Raw genomic sequence first — 25,086 nt, 5'->3', positions numbered from 1 at the left:
TCCCTCGCTGCCCCCGTGACTTCCGCACGACACGCGCCCGCACCCGTACTCGCGCCCGTGTCCGTACCCGTGTCCGCGCTCGGCTCCCCGTCCGAGCGGCGGCAGGTGTGCGGCAAGGGGGCGCGGTCCACCGGCGAGGACTTTCCGATCTCGGCCCATGTCCACGGCGGTCCTTCGTCATACTCGCCCGGAGGCGCCCCGGGGATCTGGTACCTCGACCTCACCAACACCACCCGGCACGCCTGTGAGGACATCCATCCCGTCGTCGTCCTGGTCGACCGCGAGCGGACGCTGACCACCTCCCAGGTCACCCTGGAAGCCCGTGAGGACAAGGGATGGCGGTCCCTCTCCCTGGAGAGGACCGATCACGACGAGATCGTCGGGGTACTGGACGACGGATCCCCCGGATTCGCCGTACCGCCGGGCCGGACCGTGACCGTACGCGTGCGGCTGGCCTTCACCCGGGGCACTCCCCGGAACGAGGTCGTGGCCACCGCCGCGACCGTACAGCGGCGCGGGGACGACGGAGAGTGGGTCGGGGAGTCGGGCACGTACCGCTTCGGCGTCGGTAGGAGCGGTCCGGGCGGCAGATACGCCGACGACACCGAGCACGCCGACGGCTACGACCGGACCGAACGGTACGGCGGCGGAGCCGGTGACCCCGGTCGCGGGGGTCACGCCGGCCGGGAGGGCCATGCCGGTCACTCGGGTGACGCCGGTGACACCGTTGCTCACGACCACGCGGACCCGGTACCGGCCGTCCGGCCGGAGCGGCACCGGCCCCGTGGCGGCTCGTCAGCCGTCTTCGTCCTCGCCGGATCCGCCGTCTCCGGTGACCTCCTCGGCCGCGCCGTCGCGGCGCTGGCGCTGGCCACTGCCGGGGCCGTACTGGCCGCGGGCATGCTGCGCCTGCGCACCGGCCGGGCCTGACGACCACCCGGGCCCGACGCCCCGGGCCCGACGCCGCCCTCCCGCGGCCTTTGGTGTCACGCGTTCGCCCGGGCGCACTCCGCCGTGCCCGAGCCGTGATGGCCGCCCCTCCCGCCTGCTCGCCGCCCTCGTTACGCTGGGCGGCGTCGGACCGTCCAGTTTTGGCCACCGCAGAGCGGAGAACAGTCCAGTGGCAGAGCGCAAGCCGATCGAATCCTGGCTCACCGACATGGACGGTGTCCTCATCCACGAAGGGGTGCCGATCCCCGGCGCCGCCGAATTCATCAAACGGCTGCGGGAGTCGGGGCGGCCCTTCCTGGTCCTCACCAACAACTCCATCTACACCCCGCGCGACCTCCAGGCCCGCCTCGCCCGGATGGGCCTCGATGTGCCGGTGGAGAACATCTGGACATCGGCGCTGGCCACCGCGAAGTTCCTGGACGACCAGCGGCCCGGCGGCACGGCGTACGTCATCGGCGAGGCCGGGATGACCACCGCCCTGCACGACATCGGTTACGTCCTGACCGACCACGAGCCGGATTACGTGGTGCTCGGAGAGACTCGTACGTATAGCTTCGAGGCGCTGACCAGGGCGATCCGGCTGATCAACGGGGGCGCCAGGTTCATCTGCACCAACCCCGACTCCACCGGCCCGTCCACCGAGGGGCCGCTGCCCGCCACCGGGGCCGTCGCCGCGCTGATCACGAAGGCCACCGGCAAGGAGCCCTACTTCGCGGGCAAGCCGAACCCGCTCATGATGCGGACGGGCCTGAACGCGATCGGCGCGCACTCCGAGACCAGCGCGATGATCGGTGACCGGATGGACACGGACGTCCTGGCGGGACTGGAGGCGGGGATGGAGACCTTCCTCGTGCTCACGGGGGTCACGACGCGGCCCGACATCGAGAGGTACCCCTTCCGGCCCTCAACGGTCGTCGATTCGATCGCGGATCTCGTCGACCGCGTCTGAGCGCGCCAGCGGGGGACGGACACCGCCCGGGGCACGGCCGGTCGTGGGGGCAATGCAGGCCCGGTCGCGGGGCCAATCCGGGCCCGGTCGCGGGGCGGTCCGAAGCCGGGGCGCGGCGGGTCCGAGGACGGCGGCTCCGATGCGGTGACGCTTGGCGCGGCGCGTACGGCCGCGAGGCGCCGCCGACCGCTGCGGATGCGGAAATGCGCCGGGTGGGTGAGTCTCTTCTTCAAGGAGGTTCACCATGCGTCCATCCTTGCTCGCTCTGCGTGCCGCGACGGCCGTCACCGTACTGGTGAGCACGCCTGTTCTCGGAACCGCCACCGCCGAGGCCATCGCCCGGGCCGCCGACCCGGTCACCGTCATGGTCATCCCGTCCAGCGCCGCCCCGGGGCAGCGGATCGAGATCCGGGCATCGGGCTGCGCGGGCACCTCGGCCGTCGCCAGGTCCGACGCCTTCGTGGCCGACGTGGATCTCGCCCCCCGTGCCTACGGCGAGGACTGGATCCGGGACCAGGAGGAACTGGCCAGGAACCCGAAGTACAAGATCCCGCTGACCGGTCTCGCCAGGCTCAGGTCCTCGGTGACTCCCGGGCAGCACGAGATCGTCATCAGCTGCGGCGGCGGCCGGGTCCGCTCCGGCTCCGGCACGTTCGAGGTCGTACGCCGCGCCGCCGCCCGGCCCGAGGCCCACGCGAGTCCCACGGCTCCGGTACGGGCCGGGGGCGGCGGTACGGCGAAGTCCACCGCGGACCGCCACGACGACGAGGCGGGCGTCGCGGACTCCAGCGACTCCGGAGCCCTCACCAACGCGGACACCTCCGCCACCATGTCGGCCCAGGCGCGGGGCAGCGCCGCGACGGGCGGCCCGGGGACGCGGCACGCCGTGATCGGCCTGGTGCTGACGGGGGTGGCGGCGGTCGCCGTGGCGTTCAGGAGCGTACGGCGGCAGCGCCGGGCGGCCGGACCGGCCGCGCGGGACACGGACTGAGATGTCCGGCGGGCTGCCCTCCGGGGCGCACGGGCTCGCCGGGGCCCCGGTGGCCCCGGCGGCCTCCGGCACTCCTCGGGGATCCGCCGGGTACGGGTCGTCCCGGGAGGCCGCCCGGGCGTTCGCCCGAGTGGCCTCCCGGGGGCTCGCCCGGCGCTTCTCCCGGGGCGTCGCACGGGGGATTGCCCGGCGCCGCCTCGCCGGACCGCCGACGGGCTCCGCGGGCCCGTCGGCGGACAGCGCGTCGCCGGACCCGGCCATACCCATACGCTCGGAAGCAGTGCGCCCCTCGCGCCCGCCCCGGGCCGGAACGGGCGTCGGCCGGCGGTCGGTCGGGATGGCGGGTGCCGTCCTGCTTCTGGCACTGGGCCTCGCGAGCCGTGACGCGGGCGAAGGCCCGATGGCCGTCGTCGCCTCGTCCATCACGAGCGGTTCCTCGCCCGCCACGAGCGGTTTCTGGCCCGCCACGAGCGGTTTATCGCCTGCCACCAGCGGCGTCGCCGCCGTAAGTCCTCGGCCCGGCACGCCGCTGCCCCCGCCCCACACCCCGCTGCCCGCCGCGCGCCCGCTGCGGGTGGCCGTCCCGTCGCTGGGCGTCGCGGCACCGGTCGAGGCACGCGGGCTGGACCGCGCCGGGGCGGTCGACCCGCCCCCGTACGCACGGCCGGGCGCGGTCGGCTGGTACGGAGACGGTGTCGCCCCCGGCGCCGAGGGCGTCGCCCTCCTCGTCGGCCACGTGGACACGGACACGGGACCGGCCGTCTTCTACGGTCTCAGCGGCGCGCGGCCGGGCGGGCGGATCCAGGTGACCCGGGCGGACGGCTCGCTCGCGGAGTTCACGGTCGAGGACGTACGGGTCGTTCCCCGCGACCGCTTCGACGCGCACGAGGTGTACGGGCCCCGGGTGGCGTCCCGGGCCGAGCTGCGGCTGATCACCTGTGGCGGAACGTTCGACCGGAAGGCGAAGACGTACACGGCGAACGTGGTCGTGTCGGCGTACCTGACGGGCGTGCGCGCACCACGCGACGGCTGATGACCCCGACGCGGCCCGGAGCGCCGGCATACGGAGATCGCGCACCACCGGAATGGCCCTGACGGCCGGAGACCGTGTGCCAGGATTGATCCGGTCGGTGGTTCGATCTCCGATCAGGGGGATCAAGGTGAGGCGAGGCGAGGCGCCGGGGGTGTGGCGCATCAAGGGGGATTGGATGTACGGCAGTTACTCCGGAGCCGGTCGGGTCCGGCTCGTGGCGACGGCCGCCGCGACGGCCGCCGTGCTGCTGGCGACGGGCTGTTCCTCGGGCGGTGACGGAGAGGGCGACGACAAGGGCGGGAAGTCGCCGTCGCTCGGCCAGCGGCCCAAGGCGGAGGATCCGTACTGGGTCAACCCCGACGGCACCGCCGCCCGCCAGGTCGCCGCGTACGAGGGCGGAGACGGTGGCGAGAACGCCGAGAACGCCGCGCTGATCAGGAAGATCGCCGAACAGCCGGTCGCCGAGTGGATCACCCCGGAGAACGCCCAGGAGCAGGCCAAGGGCTTCACGGAAGCGGCGGCGAAGGCCGACCGGGAAGCGCTGTTCGTCCTCTACAACATCCCGCACCGCGACTGCGGCCAGTTCTCCAAGGGCGGTGCCGCCGACGGCGACGCGTACCGCGCCTGGATCGACGAGGTCGCCAAGGGCATCGGAGACCGGCCCGCGACGGTGGTCCTGGAGCCTGACGCCGTACTGCACCTGGTGGACGGCTGCACGCCGGACGAGTACCACGAAGAGCGGTACGACCTGCTCAAGGGCGCCATCAAGCGCCTCAAGCAGCAGCCGGCCACCACGGTCTACCTGGACGCGGGCAACGCGGGCTGGCAGAGCCCCGACGCGCTCTTCGAACCGCTCCAGTGGGCGGGCATCGCCGACGCCGACGGCTTCTCCGTCAACGTGTCCAACTTCTACCCGACCGACGCGAGCAAGGACTTCGGCAAGCGCCTCTCCGCGAAGGTCGGCGGCAAGCCGTTCGTCATCGACACCAGCCGCAACGGCAACGGCCCGACCACCGAAGGCGATCCGAGCGAACGCTGGTGCAACCCCCCGGGCCGCGCCCTGGGCGAACGGCCGACGACGAAGACCGGCGACCCGCTGGTCAAGGCGTATCTGTGGATCAAACGCCCCGGAGAGTCGGACGGCACCTGCAAGGGCGGCCCCAAGGCGGGGGAGTGGTACGAGAGTTACGCGCTGGACCTGGCCCGCAACGCGAAGTAGGGCCGTCCGGCGGGCCGTCCGGACCCCTGCGGCCGGCCGCGGTGGGGCGCCTCCACCGCCTTCTGGAGGAAGATCCGTCTATGAGCGTGTCCGGCGAAGTCATCGTCGTTCCTGACAGCTTGGCCGCCTCGTACACCGTGAACGGCGGTGAGCCGGAGCGGGCCTGGGTCGCCGCGCTGCCCGGGCTGGTCGCGGAGTTCCTCGACCGATGGCAGCTCAGGAGAGAGGGCGGCATCGGTTCCGGTGAGGCATCCCTCGTGGTGCCGGTGGTCCGTGCGGACGGCACCCGGGCCGCGCTGAGGCTCCAGATGCCCCGGGAGGAGACCGCGGCCGCCCTGCTCGGACTGCGCACCTGGAACGGCAACGGCATGGTCCGGCTGCTCGACCACGATCCGGGGGGCGGCGCCATGCTGCTGGAGCGTCTCGACGGCGCGCGCACCCTGGCCTCCCTCGACGACGATGACACGGCCATGAGCGTCCTGGCCGGGCTGCTGGCCCGGCTGCACTCCGTTCCGGCGCCCCCGGGGTTGCGCGGTCTGGGCGATGTCGCCGACGACATGCTGAGGGAAGTGCCCCACGCTCTGGGCGCGTTGCGTGACCGGGAGGACCGGCGGCGGCTGAGTGGCTGGGCGTCGGCCGTCGCCGAACTGGTCGGAGACCCTGGAGAACGGTTGCTGCACTGGGATCTGCACTACGGGAACGTGCTGGCCGCCGAACGTGAGCCCTGGCTGGCCATCGATCCGGAACCACTGGCCGGCGACCCGGGTTTCGACCTGTGGCCCGCCCTGGACACCGGCTGGGGGGAGAGCGGGGCGACCGGGGACGCCCCGCGGGTGGTCAGGCGCCGGTTCGACCTGCTGACCGAGGTACTGGAACTGGACCGTGAACGTGCGGCCGGCTGGACCCTCGCCCGGCTGCTGCAGAACACCCTGTGGGACATCGGGGACGGGCGGGCCGAGATCGCCCCGTCCCAGATCGTCGTGGCCGACGCGCTGCCGCGGGGCTGACGCGCCGGACCGCGCCCGCCGGACCGCCCGTTGGCCGGTCGCCGGGAGCGTACGCCGCTGGGAGCGGACGTCGCCGGGAGGCGCGGTTGGAGGTGGCGTGGTCGGAAAAAGATCCTCCCGCGCACCGAACCTCCTCCGGCCATCGCGCATCTTCACGTGCGTAGGCGCGCACCGACCTCGCGCGCCGCTTCGCATTCGAGGGGAACCCGAAACGTCATGAAGAGCAAGCTGACCGCCGTGGCTCTCGCGGCCGTCGTCGTCGCCGGTACCGCCGCCACCGCCGTCCCGGCCTCGGCCGCCCCCGCCAAGGCCGAGCCGACCCGCTGCCACACCGCCGACCTGAAGGCCGGCTTCGCCACGGGCGGGGACGCGGCGCCGGAGATGGGGCAGAGCGAGAACCAGACCCAGGCGTACATCTGGTTCACCAACAAGAGCGAGCGCACCTGCACCCTGTCCGGCTTCGCCGGTGTCGACATGGTCGGCGCTCAGAAGACCGACGGCACCTGGTCGCTGGCGCGCTCCTCCCAGAAGCCCGTGAAGTTCACGCTGGAGCAGGGTGACACGGTGGACTTCAGCGTCACCCTGCTCCCGGTGGCCAGGTCCACGCCGCAGAAGGAGAAGTTCGTTCCGGCGACGTTCCTGGTCACCCCGCCGAACGAGACGGAGCACTTCACCCTGAAGTGGCCGTTCGGCGGCCAGATCCTCAAGCAGGACGCCGCCACCCACCCGGCGACCTACCTCAACCCGGTCGGGTCCTGACCGACGCCGGGGCCCGACGGCCGCCGCCGAGGTCCTGGCGGCTGCCGTCGGGTCCCGGGTGTGCGGGAGCACGTGGTTACGGCACGTCCACCCAGACCGCCTCCGACGGTGTTCCCTTGTCGTCCGTCACGAAGAGCATGTACCAGCCCGACGGCACCAGCGCGCTGTTCTCCGGGACGGTGACCTCGATGCCCTCCGCCGTCTTCTTCATGTCGAGCGCGATGGAGCGCTGTTCGACGTCCGTGACGTGGGTGACCGCGCTCGGGCGCATCAGCTTGGCCGTCTTGATGGACGCCGCGTCCTTCGTCTTGAAGACCGCCGAGCCGCCCCGCTCGATCTCCTTCGGGCCGTCCGTCAGCTCCGGGCGCTCGTCGCGGAAGAGGTAGGGCGGGGTGTAGATCTCGATGCGCTGCTCGAAGGTGCCCGGCTTGGTGTTGGCCTTGTCCGAGAACAGGGGGTCGGAGCCGAAGATCATGACGCGGCCGTCCGGGAGCAGGACCGAGCCCGAGTGGTAGTTGCGGCCCACCGCCGGGTCGGCCACGCGCTTGTAGGTGTCGGACTTCGGGTCGTACAGCCGGGCCTGGAGGATGTCCGTGCCGCCGCGGCCCCGGTAGTCCTCGGAGCCGCCCGTGACGAGCAGGCTGTCGTCGGGCATCAGCGACGCGCTCGGGTAGCGGGTGCCCTTGTCGAGGGCCGGGCCGTCCTCGAAGCGCGGATCGGCGTCCTTGAGGTCCACCAGCCGGGACTTCTCGCTGGACTTCTTCGACTCGCCGACCCCGCCGCCGCCGATGACCATGAACTTCTGGTCCTGCGCGGGCGGCAGCATCACCGTCGCCGAGGTCTCCATCTGGTCCGCGTCGCTCAGGCCCGGGATCTTGTCGAACTTGTTGGTCTCCAGGTCCCAGACGCCCGGGTCACGGCCGACGTCGGCCGGACCGTACCCCGCGTTGGACCCGCTGTAGAAGAGCTTCCCGTTGTCCATCAGGAAGATCGCGGGATATGTGGGGAACTTCCGGATGATCCCGGTGTACTCCCACTTCTTCGTCTCCGGGTCGTAGATCTCGTCCTTGCCGGGCACGATCTGGCCGATCTCGTCCAGCCCGGACAGCGCCAGCACCTTGCCGTCCTCGAGCGTGGTCAGCGTCGGGTACCAGCGCGCCTCGTTCATCGGGTCGACCTTGATGTACTTCTCCGCCACCGGGTCGAACTCGAAGGCGTCCCTGATGCCCTGGAAGTCCTTCTTGTCGAGTGCCAGTTTCTGTGCGATGCCGTAGACGTTCCGGGCGTCGGAGCCCTTCATGCCGTGCACGCGGTAGTTGTCCTCCGTGCCGGTCTCGTACCGCGCGCCCGACTTGCGGGCCTCCACGTAGATCCGGCCGAGGCCCGGCTCCGTACGCAGGAACGCGCCCGTGGCCGGATCGAAGACCTTCTTCGCCTTCTCCACGAGCACCGGGTCCTTGGAGACGAACGTCTTGCCGTTCTCCTTGCCGGTGAACATCGTGCCCGCGGGCAGCGTGATCGGCTTGTCCGGGTCCTCGTTGTGGACGATCATCAGGCCGCCGGCCTTGGTGACGTCGCCCTTGAGCTTCTCGTACCGCTTCGTACCGCCCGCCACCAGCAGGTTCCCGTCAGGGAGCTGGGTGTGCCCGGAGCAGAACATGTCCTTGGGCGTCGGGATCATCTTGTACGAGTTGTCCTTGGGGTCCCAGAGGATCGACTCGAACTTGCCCGCGTCGAAGTTCTTCTGGTTGTTCCCGGAGCCGGCTATCAGCAGCACCTTGCCGGTGTGCAGCAGCGAGGCGTGGATCGAGTTGATCTTGAACTTCGCCGGTACGTCCAGGAAGCCCCAGTGGCCGTTCGCCGCCTTGTAGTCCGGGCGGTTGATCTTGTACTCGTGGTACTGCTCCGAGCTGAACCGGTAGAGCGCGGGCCCGTTCATCCCCGCCACCGCGACCACGACCGCGGCGCCGATCGCGAGCCGGCGCGCACGGTTCCTGCGGTGGTTCTGCCGGACGGGAATGGCGCTCATTGCTTAGGTCCCCCAAGGGAAATCTGGGCTGTCTGATCGGGATCGTCGGGTGCCGCGTGCCGGGCGCGTCCGGCGGCGGGACCGGCCGTCGAGTCGGTCATCGGGCGGGCCGTCCGCGCGGCCGGCTTGCGGTACGGGACGCTCAGCGGCACTCCCGCCATCGGGTCGACGAAGGAGTCCGCCGCCGGGTCGGCCCCCGGCGCCCGCGGAAGCGGTTGAGTCGTCCCGAAGCGCTGGGTCTGCTGCAACTGCGTAGGCTGCTGGGCCTGCTGGGCCTGCTGGGCCTGCTGGGCCTGCTGGGCCTGCTGGGCCGACGGGGCCGGCTGGAACTGCTGGGGCTGGGGGAGCTGCTGGGTCTGTTGCGCCTGCGCTGCCCGCGGCGTCGCCATGGCGCCGGGCTGCGTCCCCGTACCACCGCCCCGGTGCGCGCCCCGCTTCCGCTTGTTGTTCTTCTTCTCCTGGCGCATCCCCCAGCGCCAGATGAGGATCGGCGCGGCCGTGATCAGCATGGCGAGCGTCGCCCACGTGATCATCGCCGGGTGGTCGTGGCCGAACACGAAGGACGCGACCAGCGAACCGCCGAAGACCAGGATGAAGAACAGATGGATGCGGAACGTGCCGAAGAGGGTGTCCGGGCTGGACGAGTCGCCCTTCGGCGTCACCACGAAGGAGCTCTTGCGGCGCAGGACGGAGTCCGTCAGCGAACGGGCGTACAGCGGCGCGGACATCGCGGACATCGCCATCCCCGCCAGGCCGCCGGAGCCCTCCGGCTCGTGCGGTGAGACGTTGTGCCGGCGGTTCCAGATGTAGAGGCCGATCTGGAGGGCCGAGGCGTTCCCGTACAGCATCATCCAGATCGCCGGGTCGATCTGCACACCCGAGGCGCCCATGCCCAGGAACAGCGCGCAGCTCAGCGCCGCGAGGATCCAGTTGAGGGCCGACATCGGGTAGAAGATGATCATCATCGTGTAGTTGAAGAGCTTGCCGGGCGGCAGCGTGGTGAAGCCCTTCCAGTACTGCTTGAGGATCGTCTCGTACGTGCCCCGCGACCAGCGCAGCTGCTGGGTGAAGAAGTCCGTCCAGGCGCTCGGGCCCTCGCCCACGGCCAGTACGTCCGGGGTGTAGACGGAGCGCCACTTGTTGCCCGTCGCCGGGTTGCGGTGACGGTGCATCTCGAAACCCGTCGCCATGTCCTCGGTGATGGAGTCGTACAGACCGCCGATCTGCTTGAGCGCGGAGATCCGGACGGCGTTGCTCGTGCCGACGAACATGGGTGCGCCGTAGCGGTTGCCCGCGCGCTGGATCAGGGCGTGGAAGAGGAACTGCTGCGACTCGGCGGCCTTCGTGACGAACGTGTCGTAGTTGCCGTAGACCTGCGGGCCGATGACGAAACCGACGTCCGGGTCGCGGAAGTAACCCAGCATCCGCTCCAGGTAGTTGGGCAGCGGTACGTGGTCGGTGTCGACGGAGGCGAAGTAGTCGTAGTCGCCGCCGTGCGCCTCCAGCCAGGCGTTGTAGTTGCCGTGCTTGGTCTTGGCCCGGTGCGCGCCCTTGGGCTGGTTCCACTTCGCTATGCCCTTGCGGGAGAAGTGGCGTACGCCGAGGCGGGCGCAGACCGCCTTCACCGCCGGGTCGTCGCCCTCGTCCAGCAGCCATACGTGCATCACGCCGCGGTGCCGGATCCGTACCGCCGCCTCCAGCGTCTTCGTCACCATCTCCAGGGGCTCCTTGCCCGGCACGAAGGAGGTGAGGAAGGCGACCCGGGTCCCGTTCTCGGGTACGACGGGTATGGGGTCGCGCGCGACGAGCGTCGCGTGCGCGTTCGACAGGACGTTCATCGTGCGGAACAGCTCGATCAGTCCGATGGAGACGAGCATGATGACGTCGAGGACGAGGAGCGTGTCGTTCTTGAGGTTCGGGTCGCGCTCGGTCCAGTGCTGGGGCTGCATCAGCCAGACGAAGAGGCCGAGCGAGAGCAGCGGCGCCGCTCCGAGGAGCAGCGCGGCGCGTATCCGGTGTGTCTCCTGGGAGAGCAGCGAGCGGTACCGCACCGTGTACGGCTCGGCCGGGTCGGGCTGGGTGAGCGGGCCGGCGAGCCGGCTGTAGTGCTCGTAGTCGTACTTGGGCAGGGGGGCCTGTGCGCGGGTCCGCTGCCGCTGCGCGGCGTTTCTCAGCTGGGAGGGAATCCGGAGCTGGGTGGTCCGGGTGACATCACTGTCCTGCCGGGCGCCGTCTGGCGTAGACGTCATGTCCATCCCCCTGCACGCACGCGAGCGGCGTGCTGACTGAATCGATCGTTTCCGCCCGGATGACCCCTCGGCCGTCGGCCCGGACGGCGTCCCTTGCGAGCGCCGTCCTCATGGAGATGGCGGACAGCGGCCATCCGGTTGCATGAGGCCGCGGACGGCCGCTATGCGTGAACCGGGTCCCCCTGCCCCACCTGACGACCATGGGGACATCCCCTCGCATCGCGTCCAACTGTTCGGACCGCATGCCCCATTGGGTCAATGGGCTCAGCTTAGGTTGTCCGACCGCTGCCGGGATCGCAAGGAAGAAAAAGGACGTTTACCGGCTGTTTGGGTGTTTTGAGCGGCCGGTGTGACGGATGCTTTGGCGGTCGCGCGGTGTCTGTGAGGGTCATGGCGATCCTGTGATGACGTACGGCGGGGGTGTGTGGAGTGTGCTCGGGGGTGCGTGGGGCCGGCGGGCGCGCGCACCGGGTCGTCGGACACGAGAGAAGCCCTCTCACATGGAGTGAGAGGGCTTCTTCGCGGTGCGTGCGCCGCCAGGGACTCGAACCCCGGACCCGCTGATTAAGAGTCAGCTGCTCTAACCAACTGAGCTAGCGGCGCCTGCTGACCTGGACAACTTTACCCGACCGGCGAGGGTGCCTCCGACCAATTGGTGGTAGCTGCGGCCTGTCGCATTGTCCTTTCGTCCCTTTGATACGTAAAAATGCGCTTCGTTCGATCTTGTGTGACAATGCCGATTTTTTGTGGAGAGGATCGTATGGCCGTCCCGGTCTTCGAGGAGTACGAGCCGGCTCCCGACTGCCCCTGTGCCGGGTGCGGGCGGCGGCGGCGCGAGCTGGTCAGAGGGCTGCCGGTGAGCGCGGGCGGTCACCGGGCCGCGCACGGCGCCCGGCGTGCGCTGGTCGCGGTCACGGCGGCGGGGGTCGCGCTCGGCGCGGCGGGCGCGGCGGGAGCGGCCGCGGCGGTGGAGGCCGACGTCGCCCGAGCCGACGGTGTCTCCGGCGCCGCCCGAGCCGACGCCGTCGGTGCCGTCGGTGCCGTCGGTGATGCCGGTGATGCCGGTCCTGACTCACCGCCCGGCGACCAGGGGCCGACGAGCCCGCAGGGCGACAGCGCTCCCCTCTACGGCCGGCCCCTGCCAGGGCCCCGCCCCGACTCCGGTCCCCACGAGGCCGAGACCAACAAGATCACCCGCGCGGAGATCATCAGCCGGGCCAAGGTGTGGGTGAACGCCGAGGTGCCGTACAGCATGGAGAAGTACTGGTCCGACGGGTACCGCCAGGACTGCTCCGGATATGTCTCCATGGCCTGGAACCTCGGCAGCAACGAATGGACGGGCAGCCTCGCCACGTTCGGCGAACGGATCGAGCGGGAGGAACTCCAGCCCGGGGACATGCTGCTCTTCCACAACCCGGAGAATCCGACCAAGGGGTCGCACGTCACGCTCTTCGGCGGTTGGGCCGACTACACGCACTCCTACTACCTGGCGTACGAGCAGACCAAGCCGCACGCGCGTGCCCAGGCGACGCCCATGGCGTACTGGAGCAACTCCGACTCTTACGTGCCGTACCGCTACAGGGGCGTCGTCGCGGACCCCGACGGCAAGAACCCCGGCGAGGGCGTACCGACCGTCTTCCCCGGCGAGGAGTTCTTCGGGCCGGGCGCGAACAAGGCGTACGTGACCCAGCTCGGCGAGATGCTCGTCAAGCGCGGCGGGAAGCGCTTCTACGAGGTCGGCCCGGGGCCGCGCTGGAGCGAGTCGGACCGGCGGGCGACGGAGGCGTTCCAGCGCGCGCAGGGCTGGCGCGGCTCCGACGCGGACGGTCTGCCGGGCCCGACGACCTGGCTGTACCTGGTGAACGGGCTGGGCAAGGACATCCCGGCCGCCGAGCCGGCCGAGCGGGGGAACGGCCAGGGCGCGCACCCGGCACCCGGCTTCCCCGGGGCCGGCCATTTCCGGCCCGGCCGGGCGAGCACGCACGTCGAACAGCTCGGTGAGCAACTCGTGAGGAAGGGCTTCGGCAGGCACTACGCCGTCGGCCCGGGGAGGCGCTGGACCGAGGCCGACCGGCGCAACGTCCGGGACTTCCAGCGCGCGCAGGGCTGGCGCGGTTCAGACGCCGACGGCTACCCCGGCCCCCACACCTGGCGGCGACTCTTCGCATGACGGAGGCAAGGATGACGACGACGGCCCCGCAGCCGGGCGACGAAACGGGCACCCGGCCCGTGCCCGCCCCGACCGACTACGCGTACGCGGCCCGTGGCGCGCGCCCCGTCCGGCAGGTGAAACGGCCTGCCGCCGGGCCCGCCCCGTACGGGGACGTGCGGGTGGTGCCGTACGAGGCCGGGGGTGCCGGCCGAGACGACCGCGAGACGGCCGACGCGGCACCAGGTCCGGGCGCCGCCGGCCCGGGCGCCGGGCCCGGCTCGGACAGCGACTCGGGCCGTGAGGGTCGTCCGGCCGGCGAATCGGGCAGACAGGGCGGCGGCGGTCCTGCGGTGCCGGTGCCGGGGCCGGTGTCGGGGCCGGACCGGGGCGACGCCGATCGTGGCGGACCCGCCTCCGGGCAGGCATCGGAGGCGAGGGACGGCTTCGCCCGGAACGAGGCCGCCGAAGCGGAGGTCGCCGGACCCGTCCCCGAACCCGGACCCGTTTCCGAGCGCGGGCCCGTCCCCGAACCCGAATCCGGGCCCGAGGCCACCGGCGCGGACACCGTTGCCCTGGAGGGCACTCCGATCGTGGGGGGCTCCGCTGCCCAGGAGGCCCGGGGACCGGACGGTTCACGAGGGTCCGTGCCCCAGCCGTCCCCTCAGCCGTCCCCCCGGCAGCACCCGTCGGCCGGCACCGACGCCCCGCCCCCCGGCGGGGAGAAGACGGCGCGGCGCGGTCCCCTCATCGTGGCGGGGTCCACCCAGGAGATCCCCGTTCACCTCCTCTTCCGCGACGACGTTCCCCCGGGAGCCGGTCGACGCCGCGACGGTGCACCGGGTCAGGGCGCGGAAGGCCGTGGCGCACAAGGGCGCGGCGTGCGTGGCGAGGGCGGCCCGGGCGGTGGCGACGACCGGGGGAGGGAAGCGTCTCGGGGGCAGCGGGCGACGGCCCCCGCGGGTGCCTCCCCGCGCACGGCCTCCCGCCCCGACTCCCCGCGCTCCACCCCTCCGGGCCCCGCTTCCCCGCGACCCGCCGCGCCCCGCTCCGGCTCGGCGCGCGGCGTGCCGGTCGTGGACTCCGGACTGGCCGAGCGGCCGGGGCCCGTGCTGCCCGGGGTGCTCGCCGTGTGCGCCGGGGTGTTCGTCCTGCTCGGCTGCGCGGCCGTGCTCTGGTGGACCGGTGCCGTCCCCGGCGTCGTCGCCGACGCGCTGCGTCTGCCCGCCCGGCCGTACCACGGCTTCGGCCCCGCGCAGTGGAGTCTGCTCGGGCTCGGAGCGATCCTGCTGCTCCTCACGTTCGGCGGCCTCGCGCGGGGCGAGGTGGGACAGGCATGGGTGCTGACGCTCTTCGGTGGCTACCGGGGCAGCGTGCGCCGTACGGGGCTGGTGTGGATGAGCCCGTTGCTGCTGCGCCACCTGGTGGACGTACGGCTGCGGCACTGGCGCAGCGAGCCCATGCCCGCCGTCGACGCGAACGGCACCGCGCTGCGGGTGGTCGTCCTCGTCGTCTGGCGGGTGCGGGACACCGTGCGAGCGGTCCTGGGGGTCGAGGACCACGAGGAGTACCTGCGCGAGCAGGTGGAGGCGGCGCTCGCGCGGGTGCTCTCCCAACTGCCCGCCGACGCCTTCCACTCGGACGCGGCGACGCTGCGCGACGCCGAGCGGCTCGGTGCGGAGCTGTCCCGGATCCTGGCGGCCGAGTGCAGACCCGTCGGCATCGACGTCTTCTCGGCGCAGCCGACGCGTATCGAGTACGCGCCTGAGCTCGCCGCCGTGATGCAGCGGCGCCGGATCGCCGCCATCGACGCCGAACACCGCGACAGCGTGCTGACCTCGGTGGTGGACGCGGTGGACGACACCGTGGGCCGGCTGACCTCCCGTGGGCTGGTCGAACTGGACGACTACGAGCGCAAGGCACTGGTGAGGGACCTGACCATCGCCTTCTACACCGGGCGGCAGGGAGCCGGTGAGCCCGTGTGACCGGCCGGTGAGCCCGCGTGACCGGCTTCGGACCGCTTGTGCGCTTGTTATGGACATGCCTAACCGTTGGCCATAGTCTGGGACTTGGTCTAGACCGCAGCGCCGCCACCCCCGGGGTTCCCCCGCACGCGTGCACCACACAGCTCACCGAACTCCCCACGTTCTCTGGAGCGAAGCATGCGAAAGAAGATGGGCGCGGCCGTCGTCGGCCTCGCCGTGGCGGGCGCCTCCCTGCTCGCCACCGGAAGTGCGAGCAGCCATGGCTACACCGACTCACCCCTGAGCCGGCAGAAGCTCTGTGCCAACGGCACGGTGACCAACTGCGGCGACATCCAGTGGGAGCCCCAGAGCGTCGAGGGGCCCAAGGGCTTCCCGGCCGGAGGTCCCGCGGACGGGCAGATCTGCGCCGGAGGCAACAGCCGGTTCAGCCAGCTCGACGACCCGCGCGGTGGCACGGGCTGGCCCACGACGAAGGTGTCGAGCGGCCAGAACTTCTCGTTCCGCTGGCAGTTCACCGCCCGCCACGCCACCAGTGACTTCAAGTACTACCTCACCAAGAGCGGGTGGAACCCGTCCCAGAAGATCACCCGTGCGTCCCTGGACACCCAGCCGTTCCTGACCGTGCCGTACAACAACGCACAGCCGCCGGCGACGCTCTCGCACTCGGGCACGCTGCCGTCGCGTTCGGGCCGGCACGTGATCGTGGCGGTGTGGACGATCGCCGACACGTCGAACGCCTTCTACTCCTGCTCCGACGTCCAGTTCTGACGTCTGAGCCCCGGGCGGCGTGGCACCGCCGCGCCACGCCGCCCGGGGGCCACCGCGTCCCGCCGGCGCGCCGAGCCCCTCCCGGCTCGGCGCGCCGTCTGCCGTTCCGCCGCTTGTCGTTCCGCGGCTCGTCGTCCCGCCGAGTGGTCTTCCTCATCGCGGGCAGAAGAGAGTTCACAAGTGAACATGACGAGAAATGAAGCGACATGAACGAGATTCGGGAGAATCGGATGCTCGGTTACGGCAACTCCTCCACGGCCTCGACCTCTCGGTCCCGCGCGAACGGCCTGTCGATCGCCTCTCTGGCCAGCGGAATCGTGGGGCTGTTCGCCTTTCCCGCGATCCTGGGGCCGATCGCGATCCTCTTGGGCATGTTCGGGCAGAAGCAGGCGCCGCCCTCCGGCGGGAAGGCCGGCCTCGCCAAGGCGGGGATCGTCCTCGGCATCGTGGACCTCGTCCTCTTCGCCGTACTCCTCTCCGTGGCCGCCGCGCTCAGCGGCTGAGCGTCGCCGTGCGGGCCAAAGCCACACTCGGCCCGAACGCGAACGTCCCTTCCGGGGGCGTACGGTCCGGCCGCGATCGGCCCCGGGTCCTCTTGGGCCCGGGGCCGATTTCCGCCCTTGCCCGTATGTCCTCCCGGGCGCCCCGGACGTCCCCCTGGCGTCCCTGGTCGTCCCTCGTACGTGCCGCCCCGCCCCGTACACCCTTTCCGTGTCGAGCGCCCAGGTGTGAGCGGTGAAGATACGCGGCAGATGTGCGTCGCTCTACCACATGTCGGCCGCCAACTGAGGTTTTTCGTAGGCGTGTTCGCGTCTAAAAGGTTTGTCGGTGCCGGGATGTGGGGGACCATTTCCGTACCGGTCATCGCGCGTAGACCCCAGCGACAGCAAGGCAGTTCACGCTGAGGACGCTCCGGCCGCCCCGGGCCCGAGCGTCTCCCCCCACCAACCTCACGGAGGCTGTTCCGTCATGCGCAGACGCCTGGCAATTCCGCTCGCCGCCGCGATACTCGCCCTGCCCGCCACACTCCTGACGGCAAGTCAGGCGGCGGCCGCCCCCGCCGACAAGCCGCAGGTCCTCAGCAACTGGACGCAGGAGTCGGCCGCCAGCTACAACACCTGGCTCGCCGCCCGCGGCAACCAGGGAGCCTGGACCGCCTACGGCTTCGACTGGTCCACGGACTACTGCTCCTCCTCCCCGGACAACCCCTTCGGCTTCCCCTTCCAGACCGCCTGCGCGCGCCACGACTTCGGCTACCGCAACTACAAGGCGGCCGGCCAGTTCGACGCGAACAAAGCACGCCTGGACTCCGCCTTCTACGCCGACCTGAAGCGGGTGTGCTCGGCCTACTCCGGCGCTTCGAAGGCGTCCTGCGACGCGACGGCGTGGACGTACTACCACGCGGTGGACATCTTCGGTGTGACCCCGATGGTGGACGGCTCGCGGTCCGTCACCTGAGCCGCCCGTATGAGCCGCTCGTACGGCAACCGGTCACGCCCGGTCCTGTGACGGCTCGCCGGCTTGAAGAAGGCCCCCCGGCTCCGTCGGGCGGACCCCAGGGCCCTCCCGCGGCCCACGCGTAACCGGCACGGCGCTCTCCGCGGGCGTCGTGCCGCACTCATGGCAACATCTGTGTGACCGGCCGCCGTACGGTCGGTACGCCCCGGTTCGTCAGGACGCGGTCGCCCGCCGGGCGCCGTCGAGGTGAGCACGGCGACCAAGAACGGCAACTGGGAACTGGTCATGACCGAGGCGGCCATCGGCATCTCGGTCTTCATCGAGGACCGTGCCGCCTACGACAAGGCGGTCAGCACGTTCCTCGCCCGGGTCCCGGTGTACGTCTACCTGACGGGCGACGGCGACCTGCCCGAGCCGCCCGCGGGCAGCGGCATCGACACCAGCGCCGAGATCATCAAGTACTGGCAGGGCCAGAGCACCTTCACCGACGGCCTGGCCCAGGAGACCTGCCGCGACGTCGGGCACACCGGCTGGGGCCTCGCCTCCATCGTCGACGTCGCGGAGACCAGCCGCATCCAGGGCCAGGACCTCTATCCGAAGATCCGGGAGCGGCTGCGCCACGCGCCGGGCTTCCACACCTCCTACGAGAACGGCACCGCCGTGCCGTCCTGGCTGGGCGGCGGCTCCGTCAAGAAGGGCCTCGACCGGGTCACGGAGGTCGGCTTCAACGCGCTCCACAACCGCCTCGGCATCGCCATGACCAACACCCGGAAGTACAACGAGGCGCACCGGCCGTCCGGTACGGACAACTACTTCAACGCCTGGACGACTCTCACGCACGCCGGCAATCCGTACTGATCCCGAGCCGGCGCCCCGCCCCCCCCGCGGGCCCGCACCTGTCCCGTACGGGCTCACCATACGCCGAAGGGCGTTCTCGGAAACCGAGAACGCCCAGGTCAGCTCTATGATCGAACGTGCGCCGCCAGGGACTCGAACCCCGGACCCGCTGATTAAGAGTCAGCTGCTCTAACCAACTGAGCTAGCGGCGCCTGCTGACTGGAAAATCATACCCGGCTCGCGGGGGTGCTCGGGACCGCCGCCGGGCCGGTGGTCCCGAGCACCCCCGCGAGCCCCTACAACGTCAGCGAGAGCGCCATCGGCGCGGCCCGCCGGTGGAGGGTCTCCGCCGCCGCGCGGAGCCGGTGCGCGTGCTCGACCGGGAGCGAGAGCGCGAGGCAGCCGACCGCCGCCCCGGCGGTCAGCGGAACCGCCGCGCACACCGTCCCCACCGCGTACTCCTGGAGGTCGAGCACGGGCACCGTCGGCGGCTGGCTGTCCAGCCGGGACAGCAGCAGACGTTCGCTGGTGATCGTCCGGGAGGTGAACCGGGCGATCTTGTGGCGGGCCAGGTGGTCCCGGCGGCCGTTCCGGTCCAGCTGGAACAGCAGGCATTTGCCGATCGCGCTCGCGTGGGCCGTGGAGCGGAAGTCCACGTACTCGTTGACCGCGGGGGTCAGCGGGCTGTCCGCGATCTGGGTCACCTTGATCTCGCCGTCGATGTAGCGGCTGAGGTAGACGGCGGCGCCGACCGAGTCGCGCAGCTCGTGCAGCGTGGTCTCCAGCCTGGCCGCGAGAGCCTGCCGACCCGCGGCGCCGGAGCTCAGCAGGGCCAGGGAGTCGCCCGCCACGTACGCCCCGTCCGCCAGCCGCTCCACGTACCCCTCGCGGCGGAGCGTGGTGAGCAGGGGCGAGAGATGGGCGGCGGGCAGTCCGCTCTCCCGGGAGATCCGTGCCTCGGTGACCCCGCCGCCGTGTTTGGACACGGCTTCCAGAACGCGCAGGACATGACGCGCCGAGTGGAACGGCGCCGTCGAATCCGGCTTCAGCACCACGGTTCCCCCCAGCAGGTTGTGACCGCAAGCTTGAGCCCACGATAACCGTCATGGGCCGTTCGCGGGGTGGTCGTCGGGCGGCGAAGACGATGCGGCCCGGCGCCGCACGCTGGGCCGCATCGCGCTGGCATATGCCAGCGGCACACTACTTCGCGGTATGGGGAGGTCAGAGCACCGCGCTCAGGAATTCGCGGGTACGTTCCTGTTCCGGGTCGGTGAAGATCTTCTCCGGCGGGCCGGACTCGATCACCTTTCCGGAGTCGAACATGAGGACGTCGTCCGAGATGTCACGGGCGAAATTCATCTCGTGTGTCACGCAGAGCATGGTGATGTCCGTGGTGTGGGCGATGTCCCTGAGCACGTCGAGCACCCCGGCGACCAGCTCGGGGTCCAGCGCCGAGGTGACCTCGTCCAGCAGCAGGATCCGCGGCCGCATCGCCAGCGCCCGCGCGATGGCGACCCGCTGCTGCTGGCCGCCCGAGAGCTGGGTGGGCTTGGCGGCGCAGCGGTCGCCGAGACCGACCATGTCGAGCAGTTCCCGGCCGCGCTCCTCCGCCTCGTCCCGGCTGAGTCCGAGGACCCGGACCGGCGCCTCGGTGATGTTGCGCAGGACGTTCATGTTCGGGAAGAGATTGAACTGCTGGAACACCATGCCGATGTTCTTGCGCACTTCGCGCACGTGCCTTCTGTCGGCGGGGTAGAGGTTCTCCCCGTCGATGGTGATGGTGCCCTCGTCCGGTGTCACGAGGGTCATCAGCAGCCGGAGGATCGTCGTCTTCCCGGAGCCGGACGGGCCGATCAGGGTGACGTGTTTTCCGGGCCTGGCCGAGAAACAGAGGTTGTCCAGGACGGTGTTCTTCCCGAACCGCTTCGTCACTCTGTCGAATCGGATCAGCTCACCGTCCGGGAGGTGCTTCGCGGCCGGTTCTCCCGCGGGCTTCGGTGGTGTGGTGTCAGCGGACAAGACGACGCTCCAGGGCTCGCATGAGAAGGGAAGCCGGATAGGCGATGAGGATGAAAGCGACACCGACCACGGTCAGCGGCTCCGTGTACTGGAAGGTGGCCGCGCTCTCCAGTCGCGACTGCTGGAGCATTTCCAGCACGCTGATCCCGGCGAGGAGCGGAGTGTCCTTCAGCATCGAGATCACATAGTTGCCCAGCGCCGGGACGATCCGCCGGATCGCCTGCGGCAGGATCACCGCCGTCCAGGTCCGGCCGGTCGGCAGACTGAGCGCCGTGGCCGCCTCCCACTGGCCGGGCGGCACCGCCTCGATACCGGCCCGGTAGACCTGAGCGGTGTACGTCGAATAGTGCACGCCGATGGCGATCGTGCCCGTCGTCAGCGCCGAGAACTGCACACCGAACTCGGGGAGGACGAAAAAGAAGAAGAACAGCTGCACCAGCAGCGGCGTGTTCCGGATGAATTCGGTGACGGCGTGTACCGGCCAGCGGATGAAACGCGTCGGCGCCCGGAACCCGATGGCCCAGACCAATCCGAGGGTGAAGGAGAGGAGCGAGCCGAGCACCAGCACTTGGAGGGTGACGAGCAGGCCGTCCAGGAAACGCGGCATGAAGTCCGCGACGGCGGACCAGTCCCAGGTTTTCACCGGGCACCCCCAGGAGTCGCGGTGATACCGATACCCGCCTTGGTCCTGCGTTCCACGGCCCGCATTCCACGGGCGAGGACGAAGGCGATCACGAAATAGATCACCAGGGTCACCGAGTAGATCTGCGCGCTTTCCTGGGTGGCCAGGCGCACCAGGTACGCGGCGAACGACACGTCGGCCACCCCGAGCAGGGAGACCAGCGCGGTGCCCTTCAGCAGCTCGATGAGGAGGTTGCTGAACGGCGGGATCATCTCCGGCACCGCCTGCGGCAGCAGGATCAGCCGCATCTGCTGCCAGCGGGTGAAGTTCAGGGCGATCCCGGCCTCGCGCTGGGCCGGGGCCACGGAATTGAGCGCCCCGCGCACGACCTCGGCGCCGTACGCCCCGTACGACAGACCCAGCGCCAGGACGGCCGCCCACATCGGGACCAGCGCCCAGCCGAACAGGCTCGGCAGCACGAAGAACAGCCAGAACATCAGCACCAGCGCCGAGGTGCCCCGGAAGACCTCGGTGTAGAAGCCCGCGAGGAAGCGGACGACGCGCGAGCGATGGGTGCGGGCCATGCCCACGGTGAAGGCGACGGCGGTGGCCAGGGCGGCGCTGTACAGGGTGAGTTGCAGGGTGATCCAGATGCCGGGGAGCACCCAGTGTGTCCAGAGGCCCGCTGTCATTTACACAGCTCCTCTGCGGTGAGGGTGGTCATCTCGGCCTTGGTGAAGCCGAACGGCCGGAGGATGCGGAAGAGCTCGCCGTTCTTCTTCATCTTGTGGATCTCGGCGTTGAAGGCGTCCCGCAGGCCGGTGTCGGTGGGCCGGAACGCGAAACCGCCGCCGTCGATCTTCTTCTTGCCGTCCACGATCGGCGCGAACGGCTTGGTGGCCTCGGCCCTGCGGCTGTTCTTCACCACGTTGCGGCTGGTGAGCGCCGTACCGGCGAAGACGTCGACGCGGCCGGACTCGACGGCGTTCAGGCCGGCGACGGGATCCTGGAGGATCACCAGCTCCTTCTCGGGGACGCCGGCCGCGATGGCGTAGTCGATCTCCGCGTAGCCGGTCCCGGTGGCGATCTTCGCCTTGGTGCGCACCACGTCCTGGTAGGAGTGGAGCCCCTTCGGGTTGCCCTTGCGCACGATGAACGAGTCGAGCATCTGGTACTCGGGGTCGGCGAATATGACCTGCCGGCAGCGCTCTTCGTTGATGTACATCCCGGCGGAGACGACGTCGAACTGCTGCGAGTTCAGGCCGGGTATGAGGGAGGAGAAGTCGGTGGCCACGGGCTGCACGGAGCCGATGCCCAGGCGCTTGAAGATCACTTTGGCGAGCTCCACGGCCTCGCCGGTGAACTCGCCCTGGTCGTTGATGTACCCGTAGGGGACCTCGCCCGCGATGCCGAGCCGCACGGTGCGCTGTGACTTGAGGCGGGCGAGCGTGTCGCCGGAGGGGACCCGGCCGCAGCCGGCGGCGCCGAGCGCCCCCGCGGCGCCCAGCGCGGCCGTGCCCAGGAGCAGAGAGCGTCTGCCCATGAGGCGATTCGGGATGCTTCGCGCATGTGAGGTGGTCGGCGTATTCGGCTGGTTCTTCGTTCTTCTCTTGTAGTGCCCTGGTGGTGGAGCCATGGGCGCGCGGCTACCCGACTCCACGCGTCTTATGCCCATCATTTCGAGCCGATCTTCCGCGTGGGCCTTGACGTGGGTGCGGCCCGGCACATTCCTGATCCTGCGCTCCCTTGACGCATCGCGCCAGACGAGGACCATGAGGAGATGACCGACCGATTCGTGACTGTGTCACTGGACAAGCGCGGCGTGAGCTGTACCGCGAAACTCCTCGAGGACCGGGCTCCGGTCACCTGCTCGGCGGTGTGGGAGGCGCTGCCACTGGGTTCGGACGTCTACCACGCCAAATACGCCCGCAACGAGATCTACGCGCTGTTCCCGGCCTTCGCGGCCGAGGAGCCTCCGCTGGAGAACCCGACCGTGACCCCCATCCCGGGGGACCTGTGCTACTTCACCTTCTCCGAGACAGAGCTGGGCACGGCGTCGTACGGCTACGAGGAGAAGGCCGTGCGCGGCCGGCGCACGGTCGTGGACCTCGCCCTCTTCTACGAGCGGAACAACCTGCTGATCAACGGCGACATGGGGTGGATCCCCGGCATCGTCTGGGGCTCGGTGGTCGAGGGGCTGCAGGAGATGGCCGACGCGTGCCAGGACCTCTGGCGCGCGGGCGCGGTGGGGGAGACGCTCAGCTTCCGTCGGGCCTAGTGCCCCTCCCGGCAACGTTTGCCCCGTCGCGACGCCCGGCACGCGCGCTCGCCGCGTTGGCCACAAGCCCAGGTAGCTCCGCTACATGGACTTCTGCCCGCCTTGCGATCACACGCACCGGACGCCGCTCCTTGACGGGCAAACCTTGCCGGTCGCGGCACTAGTGCCGGGAGGGGCACTAGCCGTAGCTGTAGCCGTAGGCGTGGACGAGTGGGAGCCGGGGCCGCCGTCATGGGGCTGCCCGTCGAGCGGGCCCCGGCGCGGTGCCCTCCTGGGTGTTACGTCAGCCTCCCGTCGGGGGCGGGACCTGGGCCGCCCCCGACTCGTAGAGCGCGTGGGCCGCCCGCATCACCAGGACATCGGCATGGCGCGCCGCGATCAGTTGCGCCCCGATCGGCAGCCCTGCCTCGTCCACCCCGCACGGCACGGTCGCCGCGGGCTGCTGCGTCAGGTTGAAGGGGTACGTGAACGGCGTCCAGCCCGTCCAGCGCCGGTACCCCGACCCCCGCGGGACCTCCGCGCCCGCCTCGAACGCCGTGATCGGCAGCGTCGGCGTGACCAGCAGGTCGTAGGACTCGTGGAAGCGGCCGAGGCGCCGGCCCAGCTCCATCCGCGCGTCCACGGCCGCCAGGTAGTCCAGCGCGCTGTAGCGCTCGCCCGCCGCCACGATCTCCCGCAGCCCCGGGTCGAGCAGCTTCCGCGCCCGCGCCCCGAGCGGCTGCACCACCCGGGCCGCGCCGCTGAACCACAGGGTGTGGAAGGCCTCCACCCGGTCCGTGATGTCCGGGTCGGCCTCCTCGACGTACGCGCCGAGCTCCGCCAGCCGCTCCGCCGTGCGCCGCACCGCCGCGGCCACCGCGGGGCGGACCGCCACCTGGCCGCCGAAGGAGGGGGAGTACGCCACCCGCACCCCCTTGACCAGCGCGCCGGCGTCCCCCGGGGCCGCGGTGAGCGCTGCCGTGACCGCCGGCGCGGGGGCCAGCTGGGACCAGTCGCGCCGGTCCGCGCCGCTGATCACGTCCAGCAACAGGGCGGCGTCCGCCGCGTCCCGCGTCATGGGACCGGCGTGCGCCAGCGTGCCGAACGGGCTGGACGGATACAGCGGTACGCGCCCGTACGTGGGTTTGAGACCGAAGATGCCGCAGAAGGAGGCCGGGATACGGACCGAGCCCCCGCCGTCCGTCCCGATCGACAGCGGCGCCGCGCCGAGCGCCACCGCCGCCGCGCTGCCGCCGCTGGACCCGCCCGAGGTCCGGGACAGGTCGTACGGATTGCGCGTCACCCCGTCCAGCGGTGAGTCCGTGACCCCCTTCCAGCCGAACTCCGGGGTGGTCGTCTTGCCCACGAGCACGGCGCCGTGCTCGCGCAGCCGCGCCACGGCCGGCGCGTCCTCGTCCCAGGCACCTTCGGGCGAGATGGTCCTGGAGCCCCGCAGCGTGGGGCCGCCGCGCTGGAGGAAGAGGTCCTTCACCGACACCGGCACCCCGTCCAGCAGTCCCCGTGGCTCGTTCGCGCGCCACCGCCGCGCCGACGCCTCGGCCTGCGCCAGCGCAGCCTCGGAGTCGACACGTACGAAGGCGTTGACCAGTGGCTGCACCGCCTCGATCCGCTCCAGAACGGCGCGGGCCGCGTCGACGGGGGAGAAATCCCCTCTCTTGTAGCCGGCCAGGAGCTGCCGCGCGGTGAGGCCGGCCAGGCCGGCCAGGCCGGCCGGGCCTGCCGGGTCGGCCGGTCCGGCGGGGGACGTGTGATCACTCATGGGTTGATCAGTCATGGGGCGCCG

At 71.0% G+C, this 25,086-nt stretch carries 21 protein-coding genes, 2 tRNA genes and 1 pseudogene; 14 read left to right on the top strand and 10 right to left on the bottom strand.

The annotated features are described in order from the left end of the window. Nucleotides 1-57: 57 nt before the first annotated feature. The 7 genes from ACU6P3_RS11965 (at nucleotide 58) to ACU6P3_RS11935 (ending at nucleotide 6,909) form a co-directional block, all read left to right on the top strand. Nucleotides 58-930 (top strand): cell wall protein, encoded by an 873-nt coding sequence (locus ACU6P3_RS11965; protein WP_447197118.1) that lies wholly within the window; start codon nucleotides 58-60, stop codon nucleotides 928-930. A 190-nt stretch (nucleotides 931-1,120) separates the two neighbouring features. Then, nucleotides 1,121-1,900: an HAD-IIA family hydrolase gene (locus ACU6P3_RS11960; protein ID WP_447197117.1), complete on the top strand. Its 780-nt coding sequence runs from the start codon at nucleotides 1,121-1,123 to the stop codon at nucleotides 1,898-1,900. 244 nt (nucleotides 1,901-2,144) lie between these two features. Next, nucleotides 2,145-2,891, top strand: coding sequence for a hypothetical protein (locus ACU6P3_RS11955; protein ID WP_447197116.1), 747 nt, complete (start codon nucleotides 2,145-2,147; stop codon nucleotides 2,889-2,891). 337 nt (nucleotides 2,892-3,228) lie between these two features. Beyond that, nucleotides 3,229-3,924 (top strand): class F sortase, encoded by a 696-nt coding sequence (locus tag ACU6P3_RS11950; RefSeq protein ID WP_447197856.1) that lies wholly within the window; start codon nucleotides 3,229-3,231, stop codon nucleotides 3,922-3,924. A gap of 175 nt (nucleotides 3,925-4,099) precedes the next feature. After that, complete coding sequence (locus ACU6P3_RS11945) at nucleotides 4,100-5,143, top strand: glycoside hydrolase family 6 protein (protein ID WP_447197855.1); 1,044 nt, start codon at nucleotides 4,100-4,102, stop codon at nucleotides 5,141-5,143. Between the two features lie 80 nt (nucleotides 5,144-5,223). Further along, on the top strand, nucleotides 5,224-6,150 hold the full coding sequence (locus ACU6P3_RS11940; protein ID WP_447197115.1) for an aminoglycoside phosphotransferase family protein: 927 nt from the start codon (nucleotides 5,224-5,226) through the stop codon (nucleotides 6,148-6,150). Nucleotides 6,151-6,366: 216 nt separating this feature from the next. Then, nucleotides 6,367-6,909: a DUF4232 domain-containing protein gene (locus tag ACU6P3_RS11935; RefSeq protein ID WP_447197114.1), complete on the top strand. Its 543-nt coding sequence runs from the start codon at nucleotides 6,367-6,369 to the stop codon at nucleotides 6,907-6,909. Between the two features lie 76 nt (nucleotides 6,910-6,985). Here the strand turns inward: ACU6P3_RS11935 and glxA are convergent, their stop codons facing one another. The 3 genes from glxA to ACU6P3_RS11920 form a co-directional block, all read right to left on the bottom strand. Then, on the bottom strand, nucleotides 6,986-8,938 hold the full coding sequence (glxA, locus tag ACU6P3_RS11930; protein WP_447197113.1) for a radical copper oxidase GlxA: 1,953 nt from the start codon (nucleotides 8,936-8,938) through the stop codon (nucleotides 6,986-6,988). After that, a complete protein-coding gene (locus ACU6P3_RS11925) occupies nucleotides 8,935-11,187 on the bottom strand; it encodes a glycosyltransferase family 2 protein (RefSeq protein ID WP_447197112.1) in 2,253 nt (750 codons plus the stop codon). Before ACU6P3_RS11925 ends, glxA begins: the two co-directional genes overlap by 4 nt. 529 nt (nucleotides 11,188-11,716) lie before the next feature. Continuing rightward, a tRNA-Lys gene (locus tag ACU6P3_RS11920) sits at nucleotides 11,717-11,790 on the bottom strand. A gap of 157 nt (nucleotides 11,791-11,947) precedes the next feature. Between ACU6P3_RS11920 and ACU6P3_RS11915 the strand changes: the two genes are divergently transcribed. The 6 genes and pseudogenes from ACU6P3_RS11915 to ACU6P3_RS11890 all read left to right on the top strand — a co-directional run. Next, on the top strand, nucleotides 11,948-13,357 hold the full coding sequence (locus ACU6P3_RS11915; RefSeq protein WP_447197111.1) for a peptidoglycan-binding protein: 1,410 nt from the start codon (nucleotides 11,948-11,950) through the stop codon (nucleotides 13,355-13,357). Nucleotides 13,358-13,368: 11 nt separating this feature from the next. Next, the gene (locus ACU6P3_RS11910) at nucleotides 13,369-15,321 is read left to right on the top strand and encodes an SPFH domain-containing protein (protein WP_447197110.1); all 1,953 of its coding nucleotides are present in this window, start codon (nucleotides 13,369-13,371) and stop codon (nucleotides 15,319-15,321) included. 177 nt (nucleotides 15,322-15,498) lie between these two features. Then, the gene (locus tag ACU6P3_RS11905) at nucleotides 15,499-16,089 is read left to right on the top strand and encodes a lytic polysaccharide monooxygenase auxiliary activity family 9 protein (protein ID WP_030748644.1); all 591 of its coding nucleotides are present in this window, start codon (nucleotides 15,499-15,501) and stop codon (nucleotides 16,087-16,089) included. 206 nt (nucleotides 16,090-16,295) lie between these two features. Then, entirely contained in the window at nucleotides 16,296-16,592 is a 297-nt protein-coding gene (locus ACU6P3_RS11900) for a DUF4190 domain-containing protein (protein WP_344283622.1), read from the top strand. A 466-nt stretch (nucleotides 16,593-17,058) separates the two neighbouring features. Further along, entirely contained in the window at nucleotides 17,059-17,547 is a 489-nt protein-coding gene (locus ACU6P3_RS11895) for a phospholipase (RefSeq protein WP_447197109.1), read from the top strand. A 258-nt stretch (nucleotides 17,548-17,805) separates the two neighbouring features. Further along, a pseudogene (locus ACU6P3_RS11890) lies at nucleotides 17,806-18,405 on the top strand (alginate lyase family protein); the annotation flags it as partial. A gap of 117 nt (nucleotides 18,406-18,522) precedes the next feature. Here the strand turns inward: ACU6P3_RS11890 and ACU6P3_RS11885 are convergent. From ACU6P3_RS11885 to ehuB, 6 genes are all read right to left on the bottom strand, one after another. Further along, a tRNA-Lys gene (locus ACU6P3_RS11885) sits at nucleotides 18,523-18,596 on the bottom strand. Nucleotides 18,597-18,680: 84 nt separating this feature from the next. After that, nucleotides 18,681-19,439, bottom strand: coding sequence for an IclR family transcriptional regulator (locus tag ACU6P3_RS11880; RefSeq protein WP_447197108.1), 759 nt, complete (start codon nucleotides 19,437-19,439; stop codon nucleotides 18,681-18,683). Between the two features lie 166 nt (nucleotides 19,440-19,605). Then, nucleotides 19,606-20,403 carry an ectoine/hydroxyectoine ABC transporter ATP-binding protein EhuA gene (ehuA, locus tag ACU6P3_RS11875; RefSeq protein ID WP_447197107.1) on the bottom strand — a complete coding sequence of 266 codons (798 nt, stop codon included), beginning with the start codon at nucleotides 20,401-20,403 and terminating at the stop codon, nucleotides 19,606-19,608. Then, a complete protein-coding gene (ehuD, locus tag ACU6P3_RS11870; protein ID WP_344283672.1) occupies nucleotides 20,393-21,010 on the bottom strand; it encodes an ectoine/hydroxyectoine ABC transporter permease subunit EhuD in 618 nt (205 codons plus the stop codon). Before ehuD ends, ehuA begins: the two co-directional genes overlap by 11 nt. A 32-nt stretch (nucleotides 21,011-21,042) precedes the next feature. Further along, nucleotides 21,043-21,717 (bottom strand): ectoine/hydroxyectoine ABC transporter permease subunit EhuC, encoded by a 675-nt coding sequence (ehuC, locus tag ACU6P3_RS11865; RefSeq protein ID WP_447197106.1) that lies wholly within the window; start codon nucleotides 21,715-21,717, stop codon nucleotides 21,043-21,045. Further along, complete coding sequence (ehuB, locus tag ACU6P3_RS11860; protein WP_447197105.1) at nucleotides 21,714-22,568, bottom strand: ectoine/hydroxyectoine ABC transporter substrate-binding protein EhuB; 855 nt, start codon at nucleotides 22,566-22,568, stop codon at nucleotides 21,714-21,716. The genes ehuC and ehuB overlap by 4 nt, the downstream gene beginning before the upstream one ends. Before the next feature lie 237 nt (nucleotides 22,569-22,805). On the opposite strand from ehuB, the gene ACU6P3_RS11855 reads away from it, so the two are divergent. Further along, nucleotides 22,806-23,303 (top strand): DUF3830 family protein, encoded by a 498-nt coding sequence (locus ACU6P3_RS11855; RefSeq protein WP_447197104.1) that lies wholly within the window; start codon nucleotides 22,806-22,808, stop codon nucleotides 23,301-23,303. A gap of 283 nt (nucleotides 23,304-23,586) precedes the next feature. Here the strand turns inward: ACU6P3_RS11855 and ACU6P3_RS11850 are convergent, their stop codons facing one another. Next, on the bottom strand, nucleotides 23,587-25,077 hold the full coding sequence (locus tag ACU6P3_RS11850) for an amidase (RefSeq protein ID WP_447197103.1): 1,491 nt from the start codon (nucleotides 25,075-25,077) through the stop codon (nucleotides 23,587-23,589). Nucleotides 25,078-25,086 lie beyond the last annotated feature (9 nt).

This window comes from Streptomyces hebeiensis, from assembly GCF_052983195.1.
The sequence above is the reverse complement of the archived record's forward strand: the minus strand, read 5'-3'. Positions and strand labels throughout refer to the sequence as shown.